This window comes from Mesorhizobium robiniae, from assembly GCF_040545535.1.
In the GTDB taxonomy this organism is placed as follows: Bacteria; Pseudomonadota; Alphaproteobacteria; order Rhizobiales; family Rhizobiaceae; genus Mesorhizobium; species Mesorhizobium robiniae.
Map to the genome: position 1 here is coordinate 172274 of NZ_JBEPMC010000010.1, position 20996 is coordinate 193269.

Consider the following 20996-nt stretch of genomic DNA (forward strand, 5'->3'; position numbering starts at 1 on the left):
ACGCGATCCGCTCTCCGTTACAACGGATATTATAACAGGGCCACTTAGAGCAGCCGATCCATCAGCCGCTCCGCCGCTTCCGGGATGACGGTGCCCGGCGGGAAGATTTCCGCGGCACCCGCCTGCCGCACCGCATCGTAATCCTGCGGCGGGATGACGCCGCCGGCGACGATCAGCATGTCATCGCGGCCAAGCTTCTTCAACGCATCCTTGAGTTCGGGAATAAGCGTCAGGTGCCCCGCTGCGAGCGAGGAAGCGCCGACGATATGCACGTCGTGCTCGACCGCGAGCCTGGCGATCTCTTCCGGCGTCTGGAACATCGCCCCGACAGTGACGTCGAAGCCAAGATCGGCAAAGGCGGTGGCGATGACCTTTTGGCCGCGGTCGTGGCCGTCCTGTCCCATTTTGGCGACGAGAATGCGCGGCTTGCCGCCGGACTTCTCCTCGAACGCCACGATCTTGTCCTGCAGCCGGTCGACCACCGGACTGTCGCCGAGTGCCTTGCGATAGATGCCGGAGATCGTCTGGACCGAGGCGACATGGCGGCCGAAGACCTTTTCCAGCGCCAGCGAAATCTCGCCGACCGTGGCGTTGGCGCGTGCGGCGCGGATGGCGAATTCCAGCAGGTTTTCGCCGCTCTCCGCAGCGCGGCTCAGCGCATCCAGTGCGCTCTCGACCGCGCCGACGTCGCGTGTGCCTTTCAGTCTTTGCAGCTTCGACAATTGCCGAGCTCTGACTTCGGCATTGTCGATCTTCAGCACGTCGACCTCGATGTCCGTCCCGGGGCGATGGGCATTTACGCCGACCAGTATCTGTTCGCCGGAATCGATCCGTGCCTGCGTGCGCGCGGCTGCCTCTTCAATGCGCAGCTTGGGTATGCCTTTTTCGGTTGCGGCGGCCATGCCGCCCAGGCTCTCGATCTCTTCGATATGGGCAAGCGCGCGCGCCGCCAGATCATGCGTCAGCCGTTCGACATAGGCAGAGCCTCCCCACGGGTCGATAATGCGGGTGGTGCCCGATTCCTTTTGCAGGACGAGCTGCGTGTTGCGGGCAATGCGCGCCGAATGGTCCGTCGGCAGCGCCATCGCCTCATCAAAGGCGTTGGTGTGCAACGATTGCGTATGACCCTGCGTCGCCGCCATCGCCTCGATCATGGTGCGGATGATGTTGTTGTAGGGATCCTGTGCCGTCAGCGACCAGCCCGAAGTCTGGCAATGGGTGCGCAGCGACAGCGAGCGCTCGTCCTTCGGCAAGAAGTTCTTCAGCATCAGGCTCGACCACAAAAGGCGGGCAGCCCTCAGCTTGGCGATCTCCATGAAGAAATTCATGCCGATTGCCCAGAAGAACGAAAGGCGCGGTGCGAAACGGTCGATATCGAGACCCGCTGCGACGCCGGCGCGGGCATATTCGATGCCGTCGGCGATCGTATAGGCAAGCTCGAGGTCGGCAGTCGCGCCCGCCTCTTGCATGTGATAGCCGGAGATCGAAATCGAATTGAACTTCGGCATGTGCTGCGAGGTGTAGGAGAAGATGTCGGAGACGATCCGCATCGAAGGTTTTGGCGGGTAGATGTAGGTGTTGCGCACCATGAACTCTTTCAGAATGTCGTTCTGAATGGTTCCGGCAAGATCCTTCTGCGCAACGCCCTGTTCTTCCGCCGCCACGATGTAGAGCGCCATGATCGGCAGCACCGCGCCGTTCATGGTCATCGACACCGTCATCTCGTCGAGCGGGATACCGTCGAAGAGCTGGCGCATGTCGAGTATGGAATCGATGGCGACGCCGGCCATGCCGACATCGCCGGCAACGCGCGGATGATCGCTGTCGTAGCCGCGATGCGTGGCGAGGTCGAAAGCGACCGACAGCCCCTTCTGGCCGGCGGCAAGGTTGCGCCGGTAAAAGGCGTTCGACTCTTCCGCCGTCGAGAAGCCGGCATATTGCCGGATCGTCCAGGGCTGCTGGACATACATGGTCGGGTAGGGGCCGCGCACGAATGGCGGCAGGCCCGGATAAGTGTCGAGATGCGGCAGCCCCTTGAGGTCGCCTTGGTTGTACAAATGCTTGACAGCCAATCCTTCCGGCGTCATCCGCTGGCCCCTGATCTCGATCGGCGCGCGGCGCGGCGCCGACCAGCCGATCTGGCTGAAATCCGGGATCATGATGCTGCTCCGATCGACTGATCGATGCGGATCGGAAACAGCGGCTCGCACACCGCCACGCCTTCGGTGAAGGCGGGCCGCCGCTCCGCCGCCAGCGTTTCGACCGGACGCTCGGTCTTCAACGGATGAAGCGTCGTGCCGACGATGGCCCGCTCGCCCGCCTCATAGGCAGCATTGCGGCGCGCGGAAGCCGCCTGAACCCGTCTCTGGATGTGCCCTTGCTGCAGGCTGGACAACACGCCACCTTCCGCCTCGATCCGCTGGAATTCTTCCCAAGCCGCTTCGCAGAGGCTCAATGTCAGCGCTTCGACGGCGCCCGAACCGCAAGCAGGGTCGGCGACGTGATCGATATGACTTTCGTTGGCCATGATCAGTTGCGCGTTGCGGGCGACACGGCGGGCAAAGCCCGCCGGCAGGCCATGCGCGATCGTATGCGGCAGGATGGAGATCGAATCGGCCCCGCCGGCTGCCGCGGCAAAGCCGGCGATTGCAGTGCGCAGGATATTTGTCTCCGGGTCCGCCGAAGTCATCATGCGGAAGGACGTCTCGGCATGGATGCTGGCGGTCGAGGCGGAGATCGAGCATGCCTCCTGAACACGCGCCCACAGCCTGCGCAGGGCCCTGACCTTGGCCATCGACACGAACTGGTCCTGGTCGACGCTCAGTGCAAAGCCGATATGGGGCGCCGCATAGACAAGCGGCTGGCGCGCTTCCTCGAACATCCGGAGATAGGAGACCGCCGAAGCCATCATGGTGCCCAGCTCCTGCGCTTCGGTGGCGCCGGCATTGTGGAAGACGCGCCCGTCCGCCTCCAGCAGAACGCCGGGCACGCCCATCGAGAAAAAATGCGCCAGAGATTGCGGCATCGACGCCTGCAGCGCCTCGATCGACATGCGCAACCGGCCGGTCCCGGCAAATATCGCCGCCGGATCGATGCCGAAGGAAAGGTTGAGCTTTGCCGGGTCTGACCGGCGCTTGCTCAAAAATGCAACCAGCCAGTCGGCCACGGCGCGGCTCCAGGGATGCGCGTCGATGCGGATCTGGATGCGGTTGAGCGGCACGCCGTCCAGCACTGTCTCGAGCGCCTCGGCAGTCCTCGGCAGGCCATAGCCGAACGCGTTCGGCGCGCCTTCGAAGACGAGCGACAATCCGGTGGCACCCTGTGCCACGTCTTCCAGGGCCTGCGCTTTGGCACGGCCGATATCCGGGTCGTCGATACGCTGGCTGACGAACCACGGCGACCTGGGATTTGCCCGCGCGAGAGGCTCTGCGGTGGCCGAACGTTCGTAAAGCGGTTCGATGCGAATCGCATCGTCAGTATGGGATACGAGCTTTTCCTCGAAGGATCCGCCGGCCAAGGCTTTCTCCGCAAGGGCCAGCCACCGCAGCCGGTCAGGGTTCGGAAGCTCGGCATCGTGGTTCAAGGCACCGGCGCCCATCCGCTCTCCTCGTCTACAGCGCCGCGCGTCCTTTGGACGAGCAAAGAACGCTGGAGCACTTTTGATCCTGCGCACGATCCCCAGCGAAAATCGATTCCGATTTTCGGGGTCATGCGCTTGTCGGCCCACAGGCCTGGAACATCAGTCTATGGTTCCCCGTCGCATATCACAATGCAACACGCCTGCGACGATGAACCGTCAACCGATTGCCAAACATGCGCAAAATCCGCAAGCTCCAAAAACTCAATTTCGACTATGGCCATTGTCGCTGCGCAATGGCGTCATTATACCTGCGGCGAGCCCCACCAGTTTCAATACGTCAGGGCGTTCAACACTTCAGGTTTGCGGAGACCGGACAGATGGCCGACGACACCAGCATTTTCATAGGAGCCAGCCGCAAGCCGGACGACAGCTACCAGCGCCCCGAACGCCTTTTGCTGCAATATGGCAATCGTCACGGCATGATCACTGGCGCGACCGGCACAGGCAAGACCGTGACCTTGCAGATATTGGCGGAGAGTTTCTCCAATGCTGGCGTGCCGGTCTTCTGCGCCGACATCAAGGGCGACCTGTCAGGCATCGCCATGATGGGGACGGCGCAGGATTTTCTGGTCAAGCGAGCCAAGCAGATCAAGCTCGATCCTTATGAATTCCAGGAGTTCCCGGTCATCTTCTGGGATTTGTTCGGCGAGCAGGGCCATCCGATCCGCGCCACCGTCTCGGAAATGGGGCCGCTGCTTCTGTCGCGCCTGATGAACCTTTCCGAGGCGCAGGAAGGCATCATGAACATCGCCTTTCGTATTGCCGACGAAGAAGGCCTGCTGCTGCTGGATTTGAAGGATCTGCAGGCGCTTCTTGCCAACATTGCCGATCGCGCCCAAGAGATCGGGGCGCGCTACGGCAATGTCACCAAACCTTCGGTCGGCGCGATCCAGCGCACGTTGCTGGTCCTGGAGCAGCAGGGGGCGACGAACTTCTTTGGCGAGCCGGCATTGCGGATCGCCGATATCATGCGCACCACCCGCGACGGCCGTGGCGCCATCAGCGTGCTTGCCGCCGACAAGCTGATGATGAATCCCCGCCTCTATGCGACATTCCTCTTGTGGCTGATGTCGGAACTGTTCGAGGAGCTTCCCGAAGTCGGCGACCCCGACAAGCCAAAGCTGGTCTTCTTCTTCGATGAGGCGCACCTTTTGTTCGAGGACGCGCCGAAGGTGCTGATCGACCGGGTCGAACAGGTGGTCCGCCTGATTCGCTCGAAGGGCGTCGGCGTTTATTTCGTCACCCAAAATCCGCTGGATATCCCTGAAACGGTGCTGGCCCAGCTCGGCAACCGGGTGCAGCACGCGCTTCGCGCCTACACGCCGCGAGAGCAGAAGGCGGTGAAGACGGCCGCCGACACGTTCAGGCCCAATCCCGACTTCAGCTCTGCGACCGTGATCACGCAGCTCGGCACCGGCGAGGCGCTGGTCTCGACGCTGGAAGCCAAGGGTGCTCCGTCGATGGTCCAGCGGACGTTGATTCGCCCGCCGTCGTCCCGCCTTGGTCCGATCACGCCTGACGAGCGCCGCAAGCTGATCACCGAGAGCCCGGTTGCGGGGCAATACGACGAGACCATCGATCGCGAATCGGCTTTCGAGATGCTGCAGAAAAAAGCCAAGGATGCTCTCGATGCAGAGGCGCAGCAGCAGGAGAGCGGCCGCTCGCGCTGGACTATTCCGGGCTTCGGCAATGATGATCCACCCCCGCAGACCACCGGCGGCGGCCGGCCACCGGCGCGGCGCGCGTCCAATCGCCAGACGGTGGCGGAGGCAGCGATCAAATCGGTGGTTCGTTCGGTCGGCTCGTCCGTGGGACGAGCAATCGTTCGCGGCATTCTCGGCAGCCTCTCAAGAGGCCGCTGAGAACGCTAGCTGAATCGCCGCAAATGCAGAACTGGGTAGCCATTATAGGGAGACTCCTTATAACGGTCGACGAGATTGCGATAACCAAGGGGAGACGATGCGTTACATACGTCCGCTTTCAATCGAAGACGCCGTTGGCCAGTTGACCGGCTCGTCCGGCACAGCTGCCATTCTCGCCGGAGGCAGCGACCTGCTGGTGAGGATGAAAGGCGGTTTTATCGAACCCGAGCTGATCGTCGACATCAAGGCGATCGAGGGCTTGAGCGAAATCCGGGAAACGGCTGATGGCTTTAGCATAGGCGCAGCGGTCCCCTGCGCCGTGCTGGGCGAGAGCAAGGCCTTGAAGAAGGCGTGGCCCGGCGTCGTCGAAGCCGCGAACCTGATCGGCTCGAAGCAGGTACAGGGGCGATGCACCATCGTCGGCAATCTCTGCAACGCCTCGCCGGCCGCCGACAGCGTGCCGGCGCTGGTGGCCGCCGGCGCAAAGGCGTTGGTTGTCGGGCCGGAAGGCAAGCGCACAATCCCAGTGGAAGCCGTGCCGACCGCGCCGGGCAAGACGTCGCTGGCCAAGGGTGAGATCATCGAGGCGATCCTGCTGGACGGGCGCGCGCCGCGCTCCGGCGATGCCTATCTGCGTTTCATTCCACGTACCGAGATGGATATCGCGGTGGTCAGCGCCGGCGTGAACCTGACGCTCGACGAGCACGGCGTCGTCAAAGCGGCCCGCGTAGCGCTGGGCGCTGTGGCGGCGACGGTGCTTCTGGTCGAAGAGGCCGCCGAGGTTCTCATCGGCTCCAAGCTGGACGAAGCGACGCTAGAGCGGCTCGCCAAAGTCTGTTCGGGGGCGTGTCGCCCCATTGACGACAAGCGTGGCACGGTCGAATTCAGAAGAAAAGTTGCGGGCGTGCTGGCCAAGCGGGCCGCCGCGACCGCCTATGCACGTGCAGGGGGCAAATGATGGCTGGAGTTGCAGTTTCAACGACGATCAATGGCGACAATTTCGAGTACCTTTGCCAGCCGGACGAGACGTTGCTCGACGTGTTGCGCGATCGTCTGGGATTGACGGGCGCCAAGGAAGGCTGCGGCACCGGCGATTGCGGCGCCTGCAGCATCATCCTCGACGATCGGCTGGTGTGCTCGTGCCTGGTGCTCGGCGCGGAGGCTGAAGGCCGGCGCGTCGATACCGTCGAGGGCATGGCGCATGGCGACAGGCTGCATACGCTGCAGCAGAAGTTCCTTGAGCACGCAGCACTGCAATGCGGCATCTGCACGCCGGGTTTCCTGATCGCCGCCAAGGACCTTTTGGCCAAGAACCCCGATCCGACCGAGGAGGAAATCCGCTTCGGCCTCGCCGGGAATCTCTGCCGCTGCACCGGCTATGACAAGATCGTGCGCGCCGTCCAGGACGCCGCCAGTGTTATGAAGGAAGCCTGACGATGAATTTCGATCCGCGTTATTCGGGACGCAATTTCTCTTCCGTCGGTACGCGCCCCATCCGTCCCGACGGCGTCGACAAGGTGACGGGCCGCGCCCGCTACGGCGCCGACTTCAATATGGCCGGGCAACTGGTCGGGCGTGTTCTCAGAAGCCCCCACGCGCATGCCGCGATCAGGAGGATCGACACGTCGAAGGCGGAAAAGCTAGCCGGCGTCAAGGCGGTGATCACCGCGGCCGACCTGCCCGACCTCACCGACGGCGATGCCGCCATGTACGACATCCTCGACAACTGCATGGCGCGCAAGAAGGCGCTTTATGACGGCCATGCCGTGGCCGCGGTCGCGGCAATCGATGCCCTCACCGCAAGGCAGGCGCTGAAGCTCATCGAGATCGACTACGACGTGTTGCCGCATGTGACCGACGTCGACGAGGCGACGAAGCCGACGGCGCCGGTGCTCAACGAGACCATTTTCACCGAAGGCGTCGAACCCAGGCCCGGCAAGCCCTCCAACATCGCCAAGCGCAGCCAGTACGGCCATGGCGACGTCGAGGCGGGCTTTGGCGAGGCCGATTTCATCGTCGAGCGCTCCTTTAAGACCGAGCAAACGCACCAGGGCTATATCGAGCCGCATGCTTGCGTGGCGAGCGTCAGCTCCGACGGCACCGCCGATCTCTGGGTCTGCACGCAGGGCCATTTCGTCTACCGCCAGCACTGCGCGCAGCTGCTTGGCATGGAGGCTTCCAAGCTGCGCGTCACCTCGTCGGAGATCGGTGGCGGCTTCGGCGGCAAGACTCATGTCTGGGCCGAGCCGGTGGCGCTGGCGCTGTCGCGCAAGGCCGGCCGACCGGTCAAGCTGGTGATGACGCGCGACGAGGTGTTCCGCGCCTCCGGGCCGACAAGCGCCACCTCGATCGACGTCAAGATCGGCGCCCGCAAGGACGGCACGATCACCGCGGCCGAGGCGACGCTGCGCTATTCCTGCGGCCCCTACACCGGCATGTGGGCCGAGCTCGGCGCCATGACCGCGTTCGCCTGCTACAGGCTCGATAACGTCAAGTCCGTCGGCTACGAGGTGCTGGTCAATCGGCCGAAGACCGCGGCCTATCGCGCGCCGTCGGCGCCCATGGCCGCTTTCGCGGTAGAGAGCGCAATCGACGAACTGGCCAAGGAGATCGGCATGGACCCGGTCGAATTCCGGATCAGGAATGCCGCGCAGGAAGGCACCAGATCGTCCTACGGCCCGGTATATGGCCCGATCGGCATCGGCCCCACGCTCGAAGCGGCGAAGAACCATCCGCACATGAAGGCTCCGCTTGGCAAGAACCAAGGCCGTGGCATGGCTTGCGGCTTCTGGTTCAACTTCGGCGGCCAAACCTGTACTGACCTCAACATCGGCATGGACGGCTCGGTATCGCTTGCCGTGGGAACCGTCGACGTCGGCGGCTCACGCGCCTCGCTGTCGCTGGTGGCCGCGGAAGAACTTGGCATCGCCTATGAGCAGGTCAAGGCGGTGGTCGCCGATACTTCCAGCCTCGGTTACAACGATATGACGGACGGAAGCCGGGGTACCTTCTCGTCCTCCATGGCGACGATCTCGGCCGCCCGCAACGCGATCAAGGTCCTGCGGGAACGCGCCGCGCAGATGTGGGACATTTCCGTCGACGACGTCGCCTGGGAACAGGGCCATGCGGTCGCCAAGGGCGAGAAGCACGGCAATCTCGGAAAACTGTCGCTGAAGGAGATCGCGGCCGAGTCGGGCAAAACTGGAGGGCCGATTGCCGGCCACAGCGAACTCGTCGCCGATGGCGCGGGCGTCTCCTTCGCCACCCATATCTGCGATATCGAGGTCGATCCCGAGACCGGCGCCACGAAGGTGCTGCGCTACACTGTCGTCCAGGACGCCGGCAAGGCGGTGCACCCGACCTATGTGGAGGGACAGTACCAGGGGGGTGCTGCGCAAGGCATCGGCTGGGCGCTCAACGAGGAGTATATCTACGGCAAGGACGGGCGGCTTCAGAATGCCGGCTTCCTCGACTATCGCATCCCGGTCTGCTCGGACCTGCCGATGATCGACACGCAGATCCTCGAGATCCCCAACCCCAACCACCCTTACGGGGTGCGCGGTGTTGGCGAGACATCGATCGTGCCGCCGCTGGCGGCGATCGCCAATGCGGTGTCGAACGCCGCGGGCGTGCGGATGACGCATATCCCGATGTCACCGCCGCGCATCCTGGCGGCGATCGAGGCCGAACGGGCAGACTGATGGTTGAAGTGACGCTCTGGGGATCGCTTGGCGCGGCCGCCGGAGGCAAGAACAAGGTCGAGATCGAAGCAAAGGACATAAGGGAGCTGTTCAGGAAGCTGGCTGAACAGTATCCCGGCCTCGAGCCCTTGATCGACCGCGGCATCGCTGTCGCCATCGACGGTACGATCTATCGCGACACCTGGTCGAAGGAATTGCCAAAAGGCGCTGAAATTTTCCTGCTGCCGCGTCTTGCCGGAGGATGACTGGACAACCGTCTCCCTGCCATCGACAACCAAGATTTTGGCCTGTCATGCTGGGCAGCCATAGCGCATCTACGCGACTAGACGTGAATGCGCCAAGGTGGATGTAGCGGCCGTCGGCGGCGCCCTTTTCTCCATCGCGACATCACTATGAAGCCGTTCGTCTAGCCATGCTCCCTGTGGCGCGACACCTTCTCGCGGTTTCCGCAGGTCCGCATGCTGCACCAGCGGCGTTTCCCGCCTCGCGACGTGTCCAGGAAAAGCCAGCCGCAGCGCGGACAGGAGCGCAGCCTTTCGCGCGACAGGGTGAAGAAGGCTTCCACCGCCGTCACGGCCAGGAAGGCCGTGACGGCGGCCGGGTGCCGCCACTCGACCAAAGTGAGTTCCGGTCGCGTACCGTTCGATAAGATCGACCCGGCGGCAAGCCCGCTCGCCGCACCGGAGAACAGGAAGCTCAGCGCCTCCATCACGGGGGGCCTGCCTGCGGCGATTGCCCCGAAGACCCGGGCCGACGCCTCCCGAACCGCGTGGACCCCTTCCACGAATGGTTCGCCCGTTATGCTGGCGACCGCTTCTGCCTGGCGGGCATCGGCAAGCCCCGATGCCTTGAACCAGTTTCCAATGTCCTGTGCGGATTTGAGCAGTTCGTTATCCTGCTCGGGCACCCGCCGGTTGAACACGGCGTTCGCGAGATCAAGGGCGGGATGCCCACCAATGAAGTGCTCCTGCACCCATTGCGTATGTGCGTTCGCCACGGAACCTAACCTCGTCTAACCTGTTATCCGGTTACAAGCACTGTAACCGCTATATTACGGAAATCCGGTTTCGAGGCCAGGGCGTTGTCTCGTCCGGCACGAGAAGGAGGAAATGAGAGATGCAAAACTATCACCACAAGACCCGCCACGAGACCATCAATGTCAAAGGCCTTGATATCTTCTACCGGCATGCCGGCGATCCCGAGAGGCCGGCAATTCTGCTGCTGCACGGCTACCCGACTTCGTCTTACATGTATCGCAACATCATCGAGCCATTGGCGGAAACCGCCTATGTCGTTGCGCCGGATCTGCCTGGTTTCGGCTATTCCTCCGCGCCATCCGCCGATGCCTACGACTACACGTTCGAGAACATTGCCGACACGATCGATGCGTTCCTCGCCGCGCTGGATCTCGAGAGGTTCTTTCTATTTATTCACGATTTCGGCACGCCCGTTGGCTACCATCTCGCGACGCGCCGGCCGGACCGCATCCTTGGCCTGATCGTCCAGAACGGCAATGCCCATGACGAGGGGCTGGGGCAGGGATGGGACGCCCCGAAGGCGTTCTTTGCCGACCCGACCGAGGAGAACAGGGCCAAGCTCCCCGACTGGATGAATTTCGAGACGACCCGATACCAGTATATCGGGGAGCAGCCGGAGCGCCTGGCGTCTCTCTATCCTCCCGAGGGCTGGCATCTCGACTGGGAGCGCCTGTCGCGGCCCGGAATCACCGATATCCAGTTCAAGATCTTCTCAGATTACGGGTCTCACATTGCGCGTTTCCCGACAATCCGGGCCTACCACCGCGAGCACCAGCCGCCATGCCTTCTGCTTTGGGGCAGACACGATCCTTTCTTTGATATCAACGAGATCATGGCCTACAACCGCATCCTTGATGCGCTGGAGATCCACGTCTTCGAAAGCGGACACCAGCTTTTGGAAACCCATCACAGAGAATGCGCGGCTCTTGTGAGCCGCTTCATGCGCGACGTGGACGCCGGCGTGTTTCGAGATTCCGCCAAGTGAGTTGCATGAGTGCTTTGGCGTGCCCGGATCGACGGTGAGAGCGGCAAATGTCCGCTCCTCCTGCGCTTCGACCAGCTCAGAAAATCGAGTCCGAGATTGTTCTTGCCGCGCCGAGCAGGATCGATCCTTCCGGGACGCCCGCATCGATCGGAATGGCCTTGCGGTCTGCCGTGGCAACAAGCTCCTGACCGACACCGGAGGTAACGATCACCGGCGTCTTGTTGGGCACACGGTCATAAAGGTCGATAATGTCCTGATTTATCAAGCGAACGCAGCCAGATGACACCGATTTGCCTATGGAGTACCACTCTGGCGAGCCGTGCAGGCGGTAAAGCGTGTCCTGGTTGCCCTGAAAGAGATACAGCGCCCGCGCGCCGAGCGGATTCGTCAGCCCGCCGGGCATGCCGCCATTGTCGACACCGTATTTCGCGAGCTCAGGCTGGCGGGCGATCATTTCGGCCGGCGGGGTCCATTTCGGCCATTTCTGCTTCCACTGGACGACGGCGTCGCCAGACCATTCGAAACCGGCGCGACCCAGCCCGACGCCATAACGGATGGCTTGTCCGCCCGGAAGCACGAAATAGAGGTGATGGCCGGCGGTATCGACGACGATGGTGCCGGGCTGTTGGCCGGTCGGATCGGAAACGATCTGACGCAGAAATTGCTCGTCGATTTTCTCGAACGGTACACCTGGGACGTCGAACCCACCGTCGCTGATCGGTGCGTACATTGTTGCATAGTCCATGAGCGGCGGCTCGACATTGGCTGGCGGTGGAGGCTCGACCGGCCGCCCTCCTGTCGTGGTGCAGGCGGAAACCGCAATCGAGGCGGCACCGAGCGCAGCGGCGTTGAGAAAGCCACGACGGCTCAGGCGATAGGATTCGATTTCGGTTGTGAACATGGCTGCCTTTTTTAGGTCTCAAATCGAAACAAAACATGAATACGCCGATCGGTACGGCGCCAGCCCTACCAATGCCCGGCGCGATAGGCGGTTCCGATTCTGGCCTGAGGGTGGACAAAGAAAGGCAAAGCTGTGACGGCGCCGTCGCTGTTGCGCCGGGGCAACAGGCCTACAGCGCGCGCGATCGGTCATGCGTTAGCCTCCGGCCAGCAGGCCTTCGAGCGAGGGCAGGATCAGGGCCGGCGGAAAGTCCCGGTATTCCTCGGGCTGGTTGGAGCGGTTGATCCAGACTGTCCGGAAGCCGAACTTGGTGGCGCCGGCGACGTCCCAGCGGTTGGATGACTGAAACGACACCGCATCCGGATAGAGGCGCCAGCCTGTCGCGACCATGTCGTAGACCGACGGGTCGGTCTTGAAGCGCCTGACCGTATCGACGGAATAGATGTCGTCCAGGAATTGGTCGAGCGCGGCGGATTTGACCGCCGCTTCCAGCATCTCAGGCGAGCCGTTGGAGAGGATCGCCAGTTTCGCGCCCGATGCCTTGAGCGTCTTGAGCACCGCCGGCACCTCCGGATAGCAGTCCAGCCGCCAATAGGCGTCGAGCAGCTTGGCCCTGAGCCCCTTGTCTGCGGAAGGAACCTTGCGCAAGGCGAAATCGAGCGCCTGTTCGGTGAGTTGCCAGAAATCCGCATAGGCGCCCATCAGCGTCCTTACCCAGGAATATTCCAGCTGTTTGGCGCGCCAAATCTCCGACAGGAGTTGGCCGTCCGGTCCGATCTGGTCGGCATGGCGGCGTACGGCGGCATGCACGTCGAACAGCGTGCCGTAGGCGTCGAAAACGTAAGCCGCAAAATGCATGACGACAGTTTTGCGGCGCGGCAAGGCCAGGCGCAAGCACAGATTGCAATCCGCATGCCGCTGGCCTCAATAAATCTCGGTCATGCCGGTTGACGGCAGATGACAAAGCATCTTCCAATGGCGACACAGGACAGTTCTGAAACGGAACCAAGCGATGACACTGGCGACTGCGGCGCAATCCGCGACATGGACCTTCGTGGACGGCGACTGGTACGAAGGCAATGTCGCCATTCTGGGGCCACGCAGTCATGCCATGTGGCTCGGCACCAGCGTCTTCGACGGCGCCCGCTGGTTCGAGGGTGTCGCCCCCGACCTCGATCGCCATGCCGCGAGGGCGAACGCCTCGGCGATCGCGCTTAGTCTCAAGCCATCCATGAGCACCGAAAAGATCGTCGGGCTGACCTGGGACGGGCTGAAGAAGTTCGATGGCAAGACGGCGGTCTACATAAGGCCGATGTACTGGGCCGAGCATGGTGGTTACATGGGCGTGCCGGCAGATCCGGCCTCGACCCGTTTCTGCCTTTGCCTCTACGAATCGCCGATGATCTCTCCGGCGGGCTTTTCGGTCACCGTCTCGCCGTTTCGGCGACCAACCATCGAAACCATGCCGACCAACGCCAAGGCCGGCTGCCTCTATCCCAACAACGGCCGTGCCATCCTTGAAGCCAAGATGCGCGGCTTTGACAACGCCCTGGTGCTGGACATGCTGGGCAACGTCGCCGAGACCGGAACCTCGAACATTTTCCTGGTCAAGGACGGCCATGTCCTGACGCCGGCGCCGAACGGCACGTTTTTGTCCGGCATCACCCGCTCGCGAACGATGACCCTGCTTGACGAGTATGGGTTCAAGACCACCGAAAAAGCGCTGTCGGTGCGCGAATTCCTCGAAGCAGACGAGATATTCTCGACGGGAAATCATTCGAAAGTCGTGCCGGTCACCCGCATCGAGGATCGTAATCTCCAGCCCGGGCCCGTAGCCAAGAAGGCGCGCGAACTCTATTGGGATTGGGCACATTCGACTTCAGCCGGTTGACCCGATAAAAAGAGAATCGGCGCTTCATTCCGGAGTTGTTCCACATCAATCCAGACCTATGTTAGTCCGGTATCGACACCGGATTTTTCCACGAGGAGTACGACCGATGGCTTTTGAATTGCCCGCCTTGCCCTATGACTACGAGGCCTTGCAGCCTTACATGTCGAAGGAGACGCTGGAGTATCATCACGACAAGCACCACAAGGCCTATGTCGACAACGGCAACAAGCTGGCCGCCGAAGCCGGCCTGGGCGATTTGTCGGTCGAAGACGTTGTAAAACAGTCCTTCGGCAAGAATGCCGGGCTCTTCAACAATGCCGCCCAGCACTACAACCACATCCATTTCTGGAAGTGGATGAAGAAGGGCGGCGGCGGCAACAAATTGCCGGGCGCGCTGCAAAAGGCGTTTGACAGCGACCTTGGCGGCTACGACAAATTCAAGGCGGACTTCATCGCCGCCGGCACCACCCAGTTCGGTTCGGGTTGGGCCTGGGTTTCGGTCAAGGACGGCAAGCTGGCTATTTCGAAGACGCCGAACGGCGAGAACCCGCTGGTTCATGGCGCGACGCCGATCCTGGGCGTCGACGTCTGGGAGCACTCCTATTACATCGACTATCGCAACGCCCGGCCGAAATACCTTGAAGCTTTCGTCGACAGTCTCATTAACTGGGACTACGTTCTCGAAATGTACGAAAAGGCCAGCGCATGACCCCGAAAATCGGTATCGATTTTCGGAAAGGATCATGCGCAAAATCAAGCTGTTACAGCGCCCTTTGCGTGCCGGAAAGGCGCGCGCGCCGTAATCGCCGTTGAGTTGCAGAAAAGCCCCGGAAACGGGGCTTTTCTTTTGGCTCGAGATCGGCTGCTCATTCCACGCAAGAACGGCTGTCGCGAAAATTCACATAACCGTGAGGCGAATTTCCGGAATTTTTAAGCCACCTTTGCCGTTATCGCTAGGGCCGGATCCGGTCCTAAACATCTTCACCATGGAGCCAATGAATGAGAAAGCTTATCCTCGCCATCTCGATGCTCGCCTTCGCCGGTTCGGCGGCGTCTGCCGATCCGATCCAGGAGCGGCAGGCCCTGATGAAGGAACGTGGAAAGATCGCCGGCCAATTGTCGAAAGTGGTTAAGGGCGAGGACCCTTACGACGCCGCTGCCGTGCTGACGGCGTTGCAGGCGCTGCAGGCCAATGCCGAAAAATTCCATGCCAACGTCGACACTCTTTTCCCGGCGGGCAGCGACACCGGCGACACCACAGCTGCTCCCAAGATCTGGGAAGACATGGCCGGCTTCAAGGCGGCTGAACAGAAATATCTCGCCGACGTCAAGGCTGCTGCCGCTGCTGCCCCCGCGGACGTCGATGCCTTGAAGACACAATTCAACACTATCGGCGGCGATTGCGGCACCTGCCACCAGACATACAGGATAAAGAAGGGCTGATAGCGGGCGATGCGCCTGCTGAAAAAACTCGTCGGCGCTGCCCTTCTTCTGGGCGCCGCCGGCGCGGTTGCCGGCTGGTTCCTGTCGGCGCCGGTCAGGCTCGACGCTGAGACCCTGGCGCAGCTCGGCTCCGGCGATGCCGCCAGGGGCAAGCGCATTTTTTATGCCGGCGGCTGCACGTCCTGTCATGCGAAGCCAGGCTCGCAAGGCGATGCCCGCCTTCAACTGGCCGGCGGTCTCGAACTCAAGACACCGTTCGGCACTTTCGTGCCGCCGAACATTTCGCAGGATGCCAAGGACGGTATCGGCGCCTGGTCGGTCGAGGACCTCGCCAACGCCATGCTGAAGGGCGTGTCGCCGACCGGCGAGCATTTTTATCCTGCGTTTCCGTATGCTTCCTACGCGCGCATGAAGCCGGCCGATATTGCCGATCTTCATGCTTTCATGAAGACGCTCCCCGCTGTCGCGGGCAAGGCGCCGGCCAATTCGCTGGGATTCCCGTTCAACATCCGTCGCGGCATCGGGCTGTGGAAACGTCTCTATTTGGGCGATCAGCCGGTGGTTTCCTTTCCGGACGGGACGCCGCAGCTGGTGCTGGCAGGTCGTTATCTGGTCGAAGGGGCTGGCCATTGCGGCGAATGTCATACGCCGCGGGATTTCATCGGCGGCGGCAAAAAAAGCCAGTGGCTAGCGGGTGCTGCGGCCGCCGAAGGCAGCGGCATCGTGCCGAACATCACTTCGGGCGAAGGCGGGCTCGGTGACTGGTCAGAGGCCGATATCGCCTACTATCTCGAGACTGGCTTCACGCCGGATTTCGATTCCGTGGGCGGCGCCATGGTCGATGTGCAGAGAAACATGGCCGAACTGACGCCCGAGGACCGCGCGGCGATCGCAGCCTACCTGAAAGCCGTCCCGCCGCATCCCGACGGCTATCCCGCGCGCAAGTCGACGAATTAGCACCCGTTAGGCGGTTGGCTCTGGCCTATTCTCAGGCCGGCCGGCCTTCATCAGGTCGAGGATCTTTTCCAGTCGGGCGACGACATCGCTGGTTTCCAGAAGTTGCTGCTTCTGTTCGATGCTGATCGACAGCAGCGGCGCGAGCGTATCGGCTAGGACACCGGGATCGCCGATGGAGGGCAGACCGAGCCGCGCCTTGGGCCTTCGCTGGATCGAGGAAAAATCGATGTTGGCGTAGCTCTGATATGTATCGAGAACCGCGCTCGAACGTGCTGCCGCCTCCGCCGATTGGCCACGCTGCTCTTCAACCGGCGCGACCTCTGCCGCCAGAAAGTCGGCGTTGGCCAGGTGGAGGATCGCGGCTCGCTGGAGGCCGGAAACGGAGACCTTGAGAACACCATCCACCTGCGTTTGGCAATTTATCACGCTTGCAGTGACACCCACTGGATAGAGAGAATCAAGGCTGCCGGGATCATCGTCGGTCGCCCGCCTCTGGGCGACCACAAGAACGCGGCGGTCGCCTGCCATCGCGTGCTCCACCGCGCGCCGCGTTTTGTCCCGGCCCACGAAGACCGGAACAGTCATTTGCGGAAAGAGCACGAAATCCCGCATTGGAAAAATCGGCAGATCCGCGCCGGAGGAAGGGGGTGGGCTGGCCTCGGGCGTCGGGTTTCTGGGCCCAGCACCGACGGGTTGGCTCGCCTGAATCCTTGCAGCCAATACATTCCAGTCGCGGAAGCCGAGGACCCTGGCAATGAGCTCGAGGCTTTCGCTGTGGGACAGGGAAACAGATTTGGCGTTCAGCGCTTCGGACAGTGTTTGCGCCATGGCTTTTGCATCGCGGAAATCGCGCATGGAATGATCCTTTGCTTCGAAGAACGGAAGACGTCAGGGCTTGCATTACTGACCCGTTCGTTCGGGCAAAGGGAGCCTGAAGTGGCTCGATACATTCACCTTACCCCGGAGGGTGCAAGCAGCAGGTTGTATCCACCTGTCTGGAGGGTGCGCTGAAGGTCCGGTGTTGTCAATCCTGCCCGCGCTGCATTCCACGTTCCCGTTTTACGGGTGGCGATCGCCCAGGAAATCGAAGCCGGTGTCGAAGAAATGATTGTAGTCGCACGTCATTTCCTCGCCGGGCGCGATGTCGCGCAATGCATATGTCTCCTCGGGTGAGGCGACGTCGCAATTCGGGTTATCGGCATGGTTCATGTAGCGCGCGTCGTCGGCTTCGAAGACGATGTAGTTAGGGTCGCGGCGGTCGGGATAGGAATAACGGTCGAGATAGGCTTTTACCGGTCCGGTCTCGCGTTCATAGACATCGACCGGGATGCGCCGGTCGTAATTGGGGTTGAGCTTCCAAACCAGTGTGCCACGGGGAATGTGGTTCTTGGCAAAAACTCCGATGCCTTGGATGGGCGATTTGTCGAGATAGACGTCGACGAGCATCATAGCAGACCCTTTGGAGTGACTGGGTGATTTTGGGTGGCGCGGTCGCGAAAGCCGCGCATTGGGTAGCGCGCGGCCATCGGAATTGCGAGCAGAAAAATCCGCTGCGCATGACTTGGGGCAGACGCTTCGAGAGGGATCACGCAAATTAAAAACTCGTGACTGTGAGCAAGCGGCAAGGCCGTGCAAGGCTGCCGCGCATTAGCGCTCCTGCAGCGCCAGCCGGACGCCCAAAGCGCAGTAGATTCCGCCAACAACCTTGCCCTGCCATCTCAGCACCGTCGGATTTCGGCGCAGGAAAGTGCCGAGCCGCCCAGCGCTCACTGCAAAGACGACCGTGCTGAAAAGGCCCAGCACGACAAAGACGACTCCCAATGCGGTCAACTGAAGCATGACCGATCCATTTTCAGGCCGCACGAACTGAGGAAGAAATGCGAGGAAGAAAAGCGCGGTCTTGGGGTTGAGCACTTCGGTCAGGATAGCTTGCCGAAATGCTTTTGCGGCGGAGATCGCAAGCGCGCCAGCAGCCGGGTTGGCCGGCGTTTTCTCGATGATCGCGCGAATGCCGAGATAAACGAGGTAGGCCGCACCGGCGTACTTTACGATGCTGAACAGCGCCGCCGACGTGGCAATGATCGCCGAAATCCCGACTATCGCCATGAAGGTGTGAACAACGTCGCCAGCCGCGATCCCGGCGCCGGTTGCGATGCCTACCCTGGTTCCAGAACTGGTCGCCCTCGCCACTGTCAGAAGAGTGGCGGGGCCTGGGATAAAGACAAAGCCAAGCACAACCGCGACATATGCAATCAATGTGGCAAGATCGATCATTGGTTGGCTTCTCCGCAACTTTCCCCGCCAATGAAGCCACGTTGCGGAACGCAAGGCAATGACTGCTCATCCGCCGGTGCTCACGCGGCAAGGTCGGCCTTGCCTGCAACCTTCAGCGCAAAGGCATATGTATAGGCGATCTCCTCAAGCCTGGAAAACCGGCCGGATGCGCCGGCATGGCCGGAATCCATGTTGATCTTGAACAGCACCGGATTGTCGCCAGTCTTGCGGTCGCGTAGCCGCGCCACCCATTTTGCCGGCTCCCAGTAGGTGACGCGCGGGTCGGTGAGGCCGGCAAGCGCCAGGATCGGCGGATAATCGAGCGTGGCGACATTGTCATAAGGCGAGTAGGCGGCGATGGTCTGATAATCGTCCCTCGAAGTGATCGGATTGCCCCATTCCGGCCATTCCGGCGGCGTCAGCGGCAAGGTCCCGTCGAGCATGGTGGTGAGCACGTCGACAAACGGAACCTCGGCGACAATACCGCCGAAGCACTCCGGCGCCATATTGGCGACGGCGCCCATCAGAAGGCCACCGGCCGAGCCACCTTGTGCGACAATTCGGTCATGGGCCGTGTAGCGCTCGGCGACGAGGTGGTGTGCGACTGCGATGAAATCGGTGAACGTGTTCATCTTGTGCGCCCGCTTGCCGTCGTCGTACCAGCCGTAACCCTTGTCCTTACCGCCGCGGACATGGGCGATGGCATAGACGAAGCCGCGATCGACCAATGAAAGGCAGTTGGTGTTGAAGGCGGCCGGCACTGTGATGCCGTAGGACCCGTAGCCGTAGAGCAGGCAAGGCGCCGAACCGTCGAGCGGCGTTTCGCGGTGATGGATGAGCGAGACCGGCACCAGTTCGCCGTCGGCGGCGGGCGCCATCAGCCGCCGCGTCACATAGTGGTCCGGGTCGTGACCGGACGGCACTTCCTGGGTCTTCAGCAGCACGCGCTCGCGGGTGCGCATGTTGTAGTCAAAGACCTGCGCCGGCGTCGTCATCGACGAGTAGGAAAAGCGCATGATCTCGGTGTCGTATTCGTAGGATCCCGACAGGCCGAGCGAGAATGCTTCCTCGTCGAAAGAGATGAGGTGCTCCTCGCCGCTCTTGCGATCGCGCACGACGATGCGCGGCAGGCCTTCCTTGCGTTCAAGCCTGACCATATGATCCCTAAAGCCGATCACCGAGAGGATCAGCCGCCCCGCTTCGTGCGGCACCAGTTCCTGCCAGTTGGCGCGCACTGGGTCGCTCGCCGGCGCCGTCATCACCTTGAAATCCTTGGCGCGGTCTGCGTTGGTGAGAATGAAGAAGATATCGCCGCCTTCTTCGAGGTCGTATTGCAGGCCAGTCTCGCGCGGGCAAACCAGCTTCGGTTCGGCGAACGGCTCGCTGGCGCTCATCAGCCGGTACTCCGAGGTCTCGTGATCGTTGATGCCGATCATGATCCATTCGTTGGAGCGCGTGCCGCCGACATTCATGAAGAAGCCGGGATCGGTTTCCTCATAGATCAGCCGGTCATTCTGCGGGTCGTCGCCAAGGACATGGAACAGCACCTTGGAGGGGCGGTGGTTGGAATCGAGGCGGGTGTAGAAAAATCCGTCGTTGCCGGCATCCCACACGCCGCCGCCACCTGTGTCCGGAATCCGGTCCGTCAGTTCGTTGCCGCTGGCAAGATCGCGCACACGAAGCGTGAAGAATTCGGAGCCCTTGTCGTCGAACGCCCATAGGAGCTTGCCGTGATCGGCCGAATGATCGACGCCACCGAGGCGGAAATAGGCCTTGCCCTCGGCCTCGAGATCGCCGTCGAGCAGGATCTGCTGGTCGCCGCCATCGCGCGGTGTCCGGAAATAACGCGGCTGCTCGCCGCCAAGCTTGAAAGATGACCCATAGGCGTAGGGTCCGTCCTTCATTGGCACGGAAGAATCGTCTTCCTTGATGCGGCCCTTCATCTCCTTGAAAAGCTGCTTCCGCAACGGTGCGGTGTCGGCCATCAACGCCGCCTGGTAGACGTTCTCGGCTTCGAGATGGGCGCGGATTTGGCCGTCGAGCAGGGACGGGTCCCTGAACATCTCTTGCCAATTATCGGCTCTCAGCCAGGCATAGTCGTCCGTCCGGGTTACTCCATGATGTGTATCGAAGACCGGTCGTTTCTCCGGTTGCGGCGGGGTTACAGTCGGAAATGCTGGGGTTCGGGTCATTGCGTCTCGCTGTGGAAGTTACTTGAATGGAGAATGAACACGCCGATCAGCGCGGGTTCAAGAGCCGGAACATATGTTTGCACCCGCTCCAGAAGATGAGCCGGAGGAGAGAG

General features: G+C 61.9%; 20 protein-coding genes and 1 tRNA gene. 11 read left to right on the forward strand and 10 right to left on the reverse strand.

What is annotated here, in order from left to right:
* Positions 1–44 precede the first annotated feature (44 nt).
* Together scpA and ABID19_RS25535 are read right to left on the reverse strand one after the other, a co-directional pair.
* A complete protein-coding gene (gene scpA, locus ABID19_RS25530; RefSeq protein WP_354493691.1) occupies positions 45–2159 on the reverse strand; it encodes a methylmalonyl-CoA mutase in 2115 nt (704 codons plus the stop codon).
* Positions 2156–3598, reverse strand: coding sequence for a methylmalonyl-CoA mutase subunit beta (locus ABID19_RS25535; protein WP_354493692.1), 1443 nt, complete (start codon positions 3596–3598; stop codon positions 2156–2158). The genes scpA and ABID19_RS25535 overlap by 4 nt, the downstream gene beginning before the upstream one ends.
* A 359-nt stretch (positions 3599–3957) precedes the next feature.
* Between ABID19_RS25535 and ABID19_RS25540 the strand changes: the two genes are divergently transcribed.
* From ABID19_RS25540 to ABID19_RS25560, 5 genes are all read left to right on the forward strand, one after another.
* Positions 3958–5502: a helicase HerA-like C-terminal domain-containing protein gene (locus tag ABID19_RS25540; RefSeq protein WP_352929142.1), complete on the forward strand. Its 1545-nt coding sequence runs from the start codon at positions 3958–3960 to the stop codon at positions 5500–5502.
* A 97-nt stretch (positions 5503–5599) separates the two neighbouring features.
* Positions 5600–6460, forward strand: coding sequence for an FAD binding domain-containing protein (locus tag ABID19_RS25545; RefSeq protein ID WP_354493693.1), 861 nt, complete (start codon positions 5600–5602; stop codon positions 6458–6460).
* A complete protein-coding gene (locus tag ABID19_RS25550) occupies positions 6460–6936 on the forward strand; it encodes a (2Fe-2S)-binding protein (RefSeq protein ID WP_354493694.1) in 477 nt (158 codons plus the stop codon). The genes ABID19_RS25545 and ABID19_RS25550 overlap by 1 nt, the downstream gene beginning before the upstream one ends.
* Before the next feature lie 2 nt (positions 6937–6938).
* Positions 6939–9203, forward strand: coding sequence for a xanthine dehydrogenase family protein molybdopterin-binding subunit (locus ABID19_RS25555; protein ID WP_354493695.1), 2265 nt, complete (start codon positions 6939–6941; stop codon positions 9201–9203).
* A complete protein-coding gene (locus tag ABID19_RS25560) occupies positions 9203–9448 on the forward strand; it encodes a MoaD/ThiS family protein (protein ID WP_352526126.1) in 246 nt (81 codons plus the stop codon). The genes ABID19_RS25555 and ABID19_RS25560 overlap by 1 nt, the downstream gene beginning before the upstream one ends.
* Before the next feature lie 161 nt (positions 9449–9609).
* Here ABID19_RS25560 and ABID19_RS25565 read toward each other — a convergent pair whose 3' ends face one another.
* Positions 9610–10200, reverse strand: a complete 591-nt coding sequence (locus ABID19_RS25565) for a CGNR zinc finger domain-containing protein (RefSeq protein ID WP_354493696.1) — start codon at positions 10198–10200, stop codon at positions 9610–9612.
* 119 nt (positions 10201–10319) lie between these two features.
* Between ABID19_RS25565 and ABID19_RS25570 the strand changes: the two genes are divergently transcribed.
* Complete coding sequence (locus ABID19_RS25570) at positions 10320–11225, forward strand: alpha/beta fold hydrolase (RefSeq protein WP_354493697.1); 906 nt, start codon at positions 10320–10322, stop codon at positions 11223–11225.
* A 76-nt stretch (positions 11226–11301) separates the two neighbouring features.
* Here ABID19_RS25570 and ABID19_RS25575 read toward each other — a convergent pair whose 3' ends face one another.
* From ABID19_RS25575 to ABID19_RS25585, 3 genes are all read right to left on the reverse strand, one after another.
* The gene (locus tag ABID19_RS25575; RefSeq protein WP_354493698.1) at positions 11302–12126 is read right to left on the reverse strand and encodes a L,D-transpeptidase; all 825 of its coding nucleotides are present in this window, start codon (positions 12124–12126) and stop codon (positions 11302–11304) included.
* A 195-nt stretch (positions 12127–12321) separates the two neighbouring features.
* Positions 12322–12621: an HAD-IA family hydrolase gene (locus ABID19_RS25580; protein ID WP_354493699.1), complete on the reverse strand. Its 300-nt coding sequence runs from the start codon at positions 12619–12621 to the stop codon at positions 12322–12324.
* Positions 12584–12662 (reverse strand) — tRNA-OTHER (locus ABID19_RS25585). The genes ABID19_RS25580 and ABID19_RS25585 overlap by 38 nt, the downstream gene beginning before the upstream one ends.
* Before the next feature lie 223 nt (positions 12663–12885).
* On the opposite strand from ABID19_RS25585, the gene ABID19_RS25590 reads away from it, so the two are divergent.
* The 5 genes from ABID19_RS25590 to ABID19_RS25610 all read left to right on the forward strand — a co-directional run bounded on the left by ABID19_RS25590 (position 12886) and on the right by ABID19_RS25610 (position 16417).
* Complete coding sequence (locus ABID19_RS25590; protein ID WP_354493700.1) at positions 12886–13077, forward strand: hypothetical protein; 192 nt, start codon at positions 12886–12888, stop codon at positions 13075–13077.
* A gap of 61 nt (positions 13078–13138) precedes the next feature.
* Positions 13139–14017 carry a branched-chain amino acid aminotransferase gene (locus ABID19_RS25595; protein WP_354493701.1) on the forward strand — a complete coding sequence of 293 codons (879 nt, stop codon included), beginning with the start codon at positions 13139–13141 and terminating at the stop codon, positions 14015–14017.
* A gap of 106 nt (positions 14018–14123) precedes the next feature.
* Complete coding sequence (locus ABID19_RS25600) at positions 14124–14726, forward strand: superoxide dismutase (RefSeq protein ID WP_354493702.1); 603 nt, start codon at positions 14124–14126, stop codon at positions 14724–14726.
* 290 nt (positions 14727–15016) lie between these two features.
* Positions 15017–15460 (forward strand): c-type cytochrome, encoded by a 444-nt coding sequence (locus ABID19_RS25605; protein ID WP_352929122.1) that lies wholly within the window; start codon positions 15017–15019, stop codon positions 15458–15460.
* Positions 15461–15469: 9 nt separating this feature from the next.
* Positions 15470–16417: a cytochrome c gene (locus ABID19_RS25610; RefSeq protein WP_354493703.1), complete on the forward strand. Its 948-nt coding sequence runs from the start codon at positions 15470–15472 to the stop codon at positions 16415–16417.
* Positions 16418–16423: 6 nt separating this feature from the next.
* Here the strand turns inward: ABID19_RS25610 and ABID19_RS25615 are convergent, their stop codons facing one another.
* The 4 genes from ABID19_RS25615 to ABID19_RS25630 form a co-directional block, all read right to left on the reverse strand.
* Positions 16424–17272 (reverse strand): LON peptidase substrate-binding domain-containing protein, encoded by an 849-nt coding sequence (locus ABID19_RS25615; protein ID WP_352929119.1) that lies wholly within the window; start codon positions 17270–17272, stop codon positions 16424–16426.
* 204 nt (positions 17273–17476) lie between these two features.
* Positions 17477–17866, reverse strand: coding sequence for an SET domain-containing protein (locus ABID19_RS25620; RefSeq protein WP_354493704.1), 390 nt, complete (start codon positions 17864–17866; stop codon positions 17477–17479).
* Positions 17867–18064: 198 nt separating this feature from the next.
* Complete coding sequence (locus tag ABID19_RS25625) at positions 18065–18691, reverse strand: LysE family translocator (RefSeq protein ID WP_352929117.1); 627 nt, start codon at positions 18689–18691, stop codon at positions 18065–18067.
* 80 nt (positions 18692–18771) lie between these two features.
* Positions 18772–20883 carry a S9 family peptidase gene (locus ABID19_RS25630; protein ID WP_354493705.1) on the reverse strand — a complete coding sequence of 704 codons (2112 nt, stop codon included), beginning with the start codon at positions 20881–20883 and terminating at the stop codon, positions 18772–18774.
* Positions 20884–20996 lie beyond the last annotated feature (113 nt).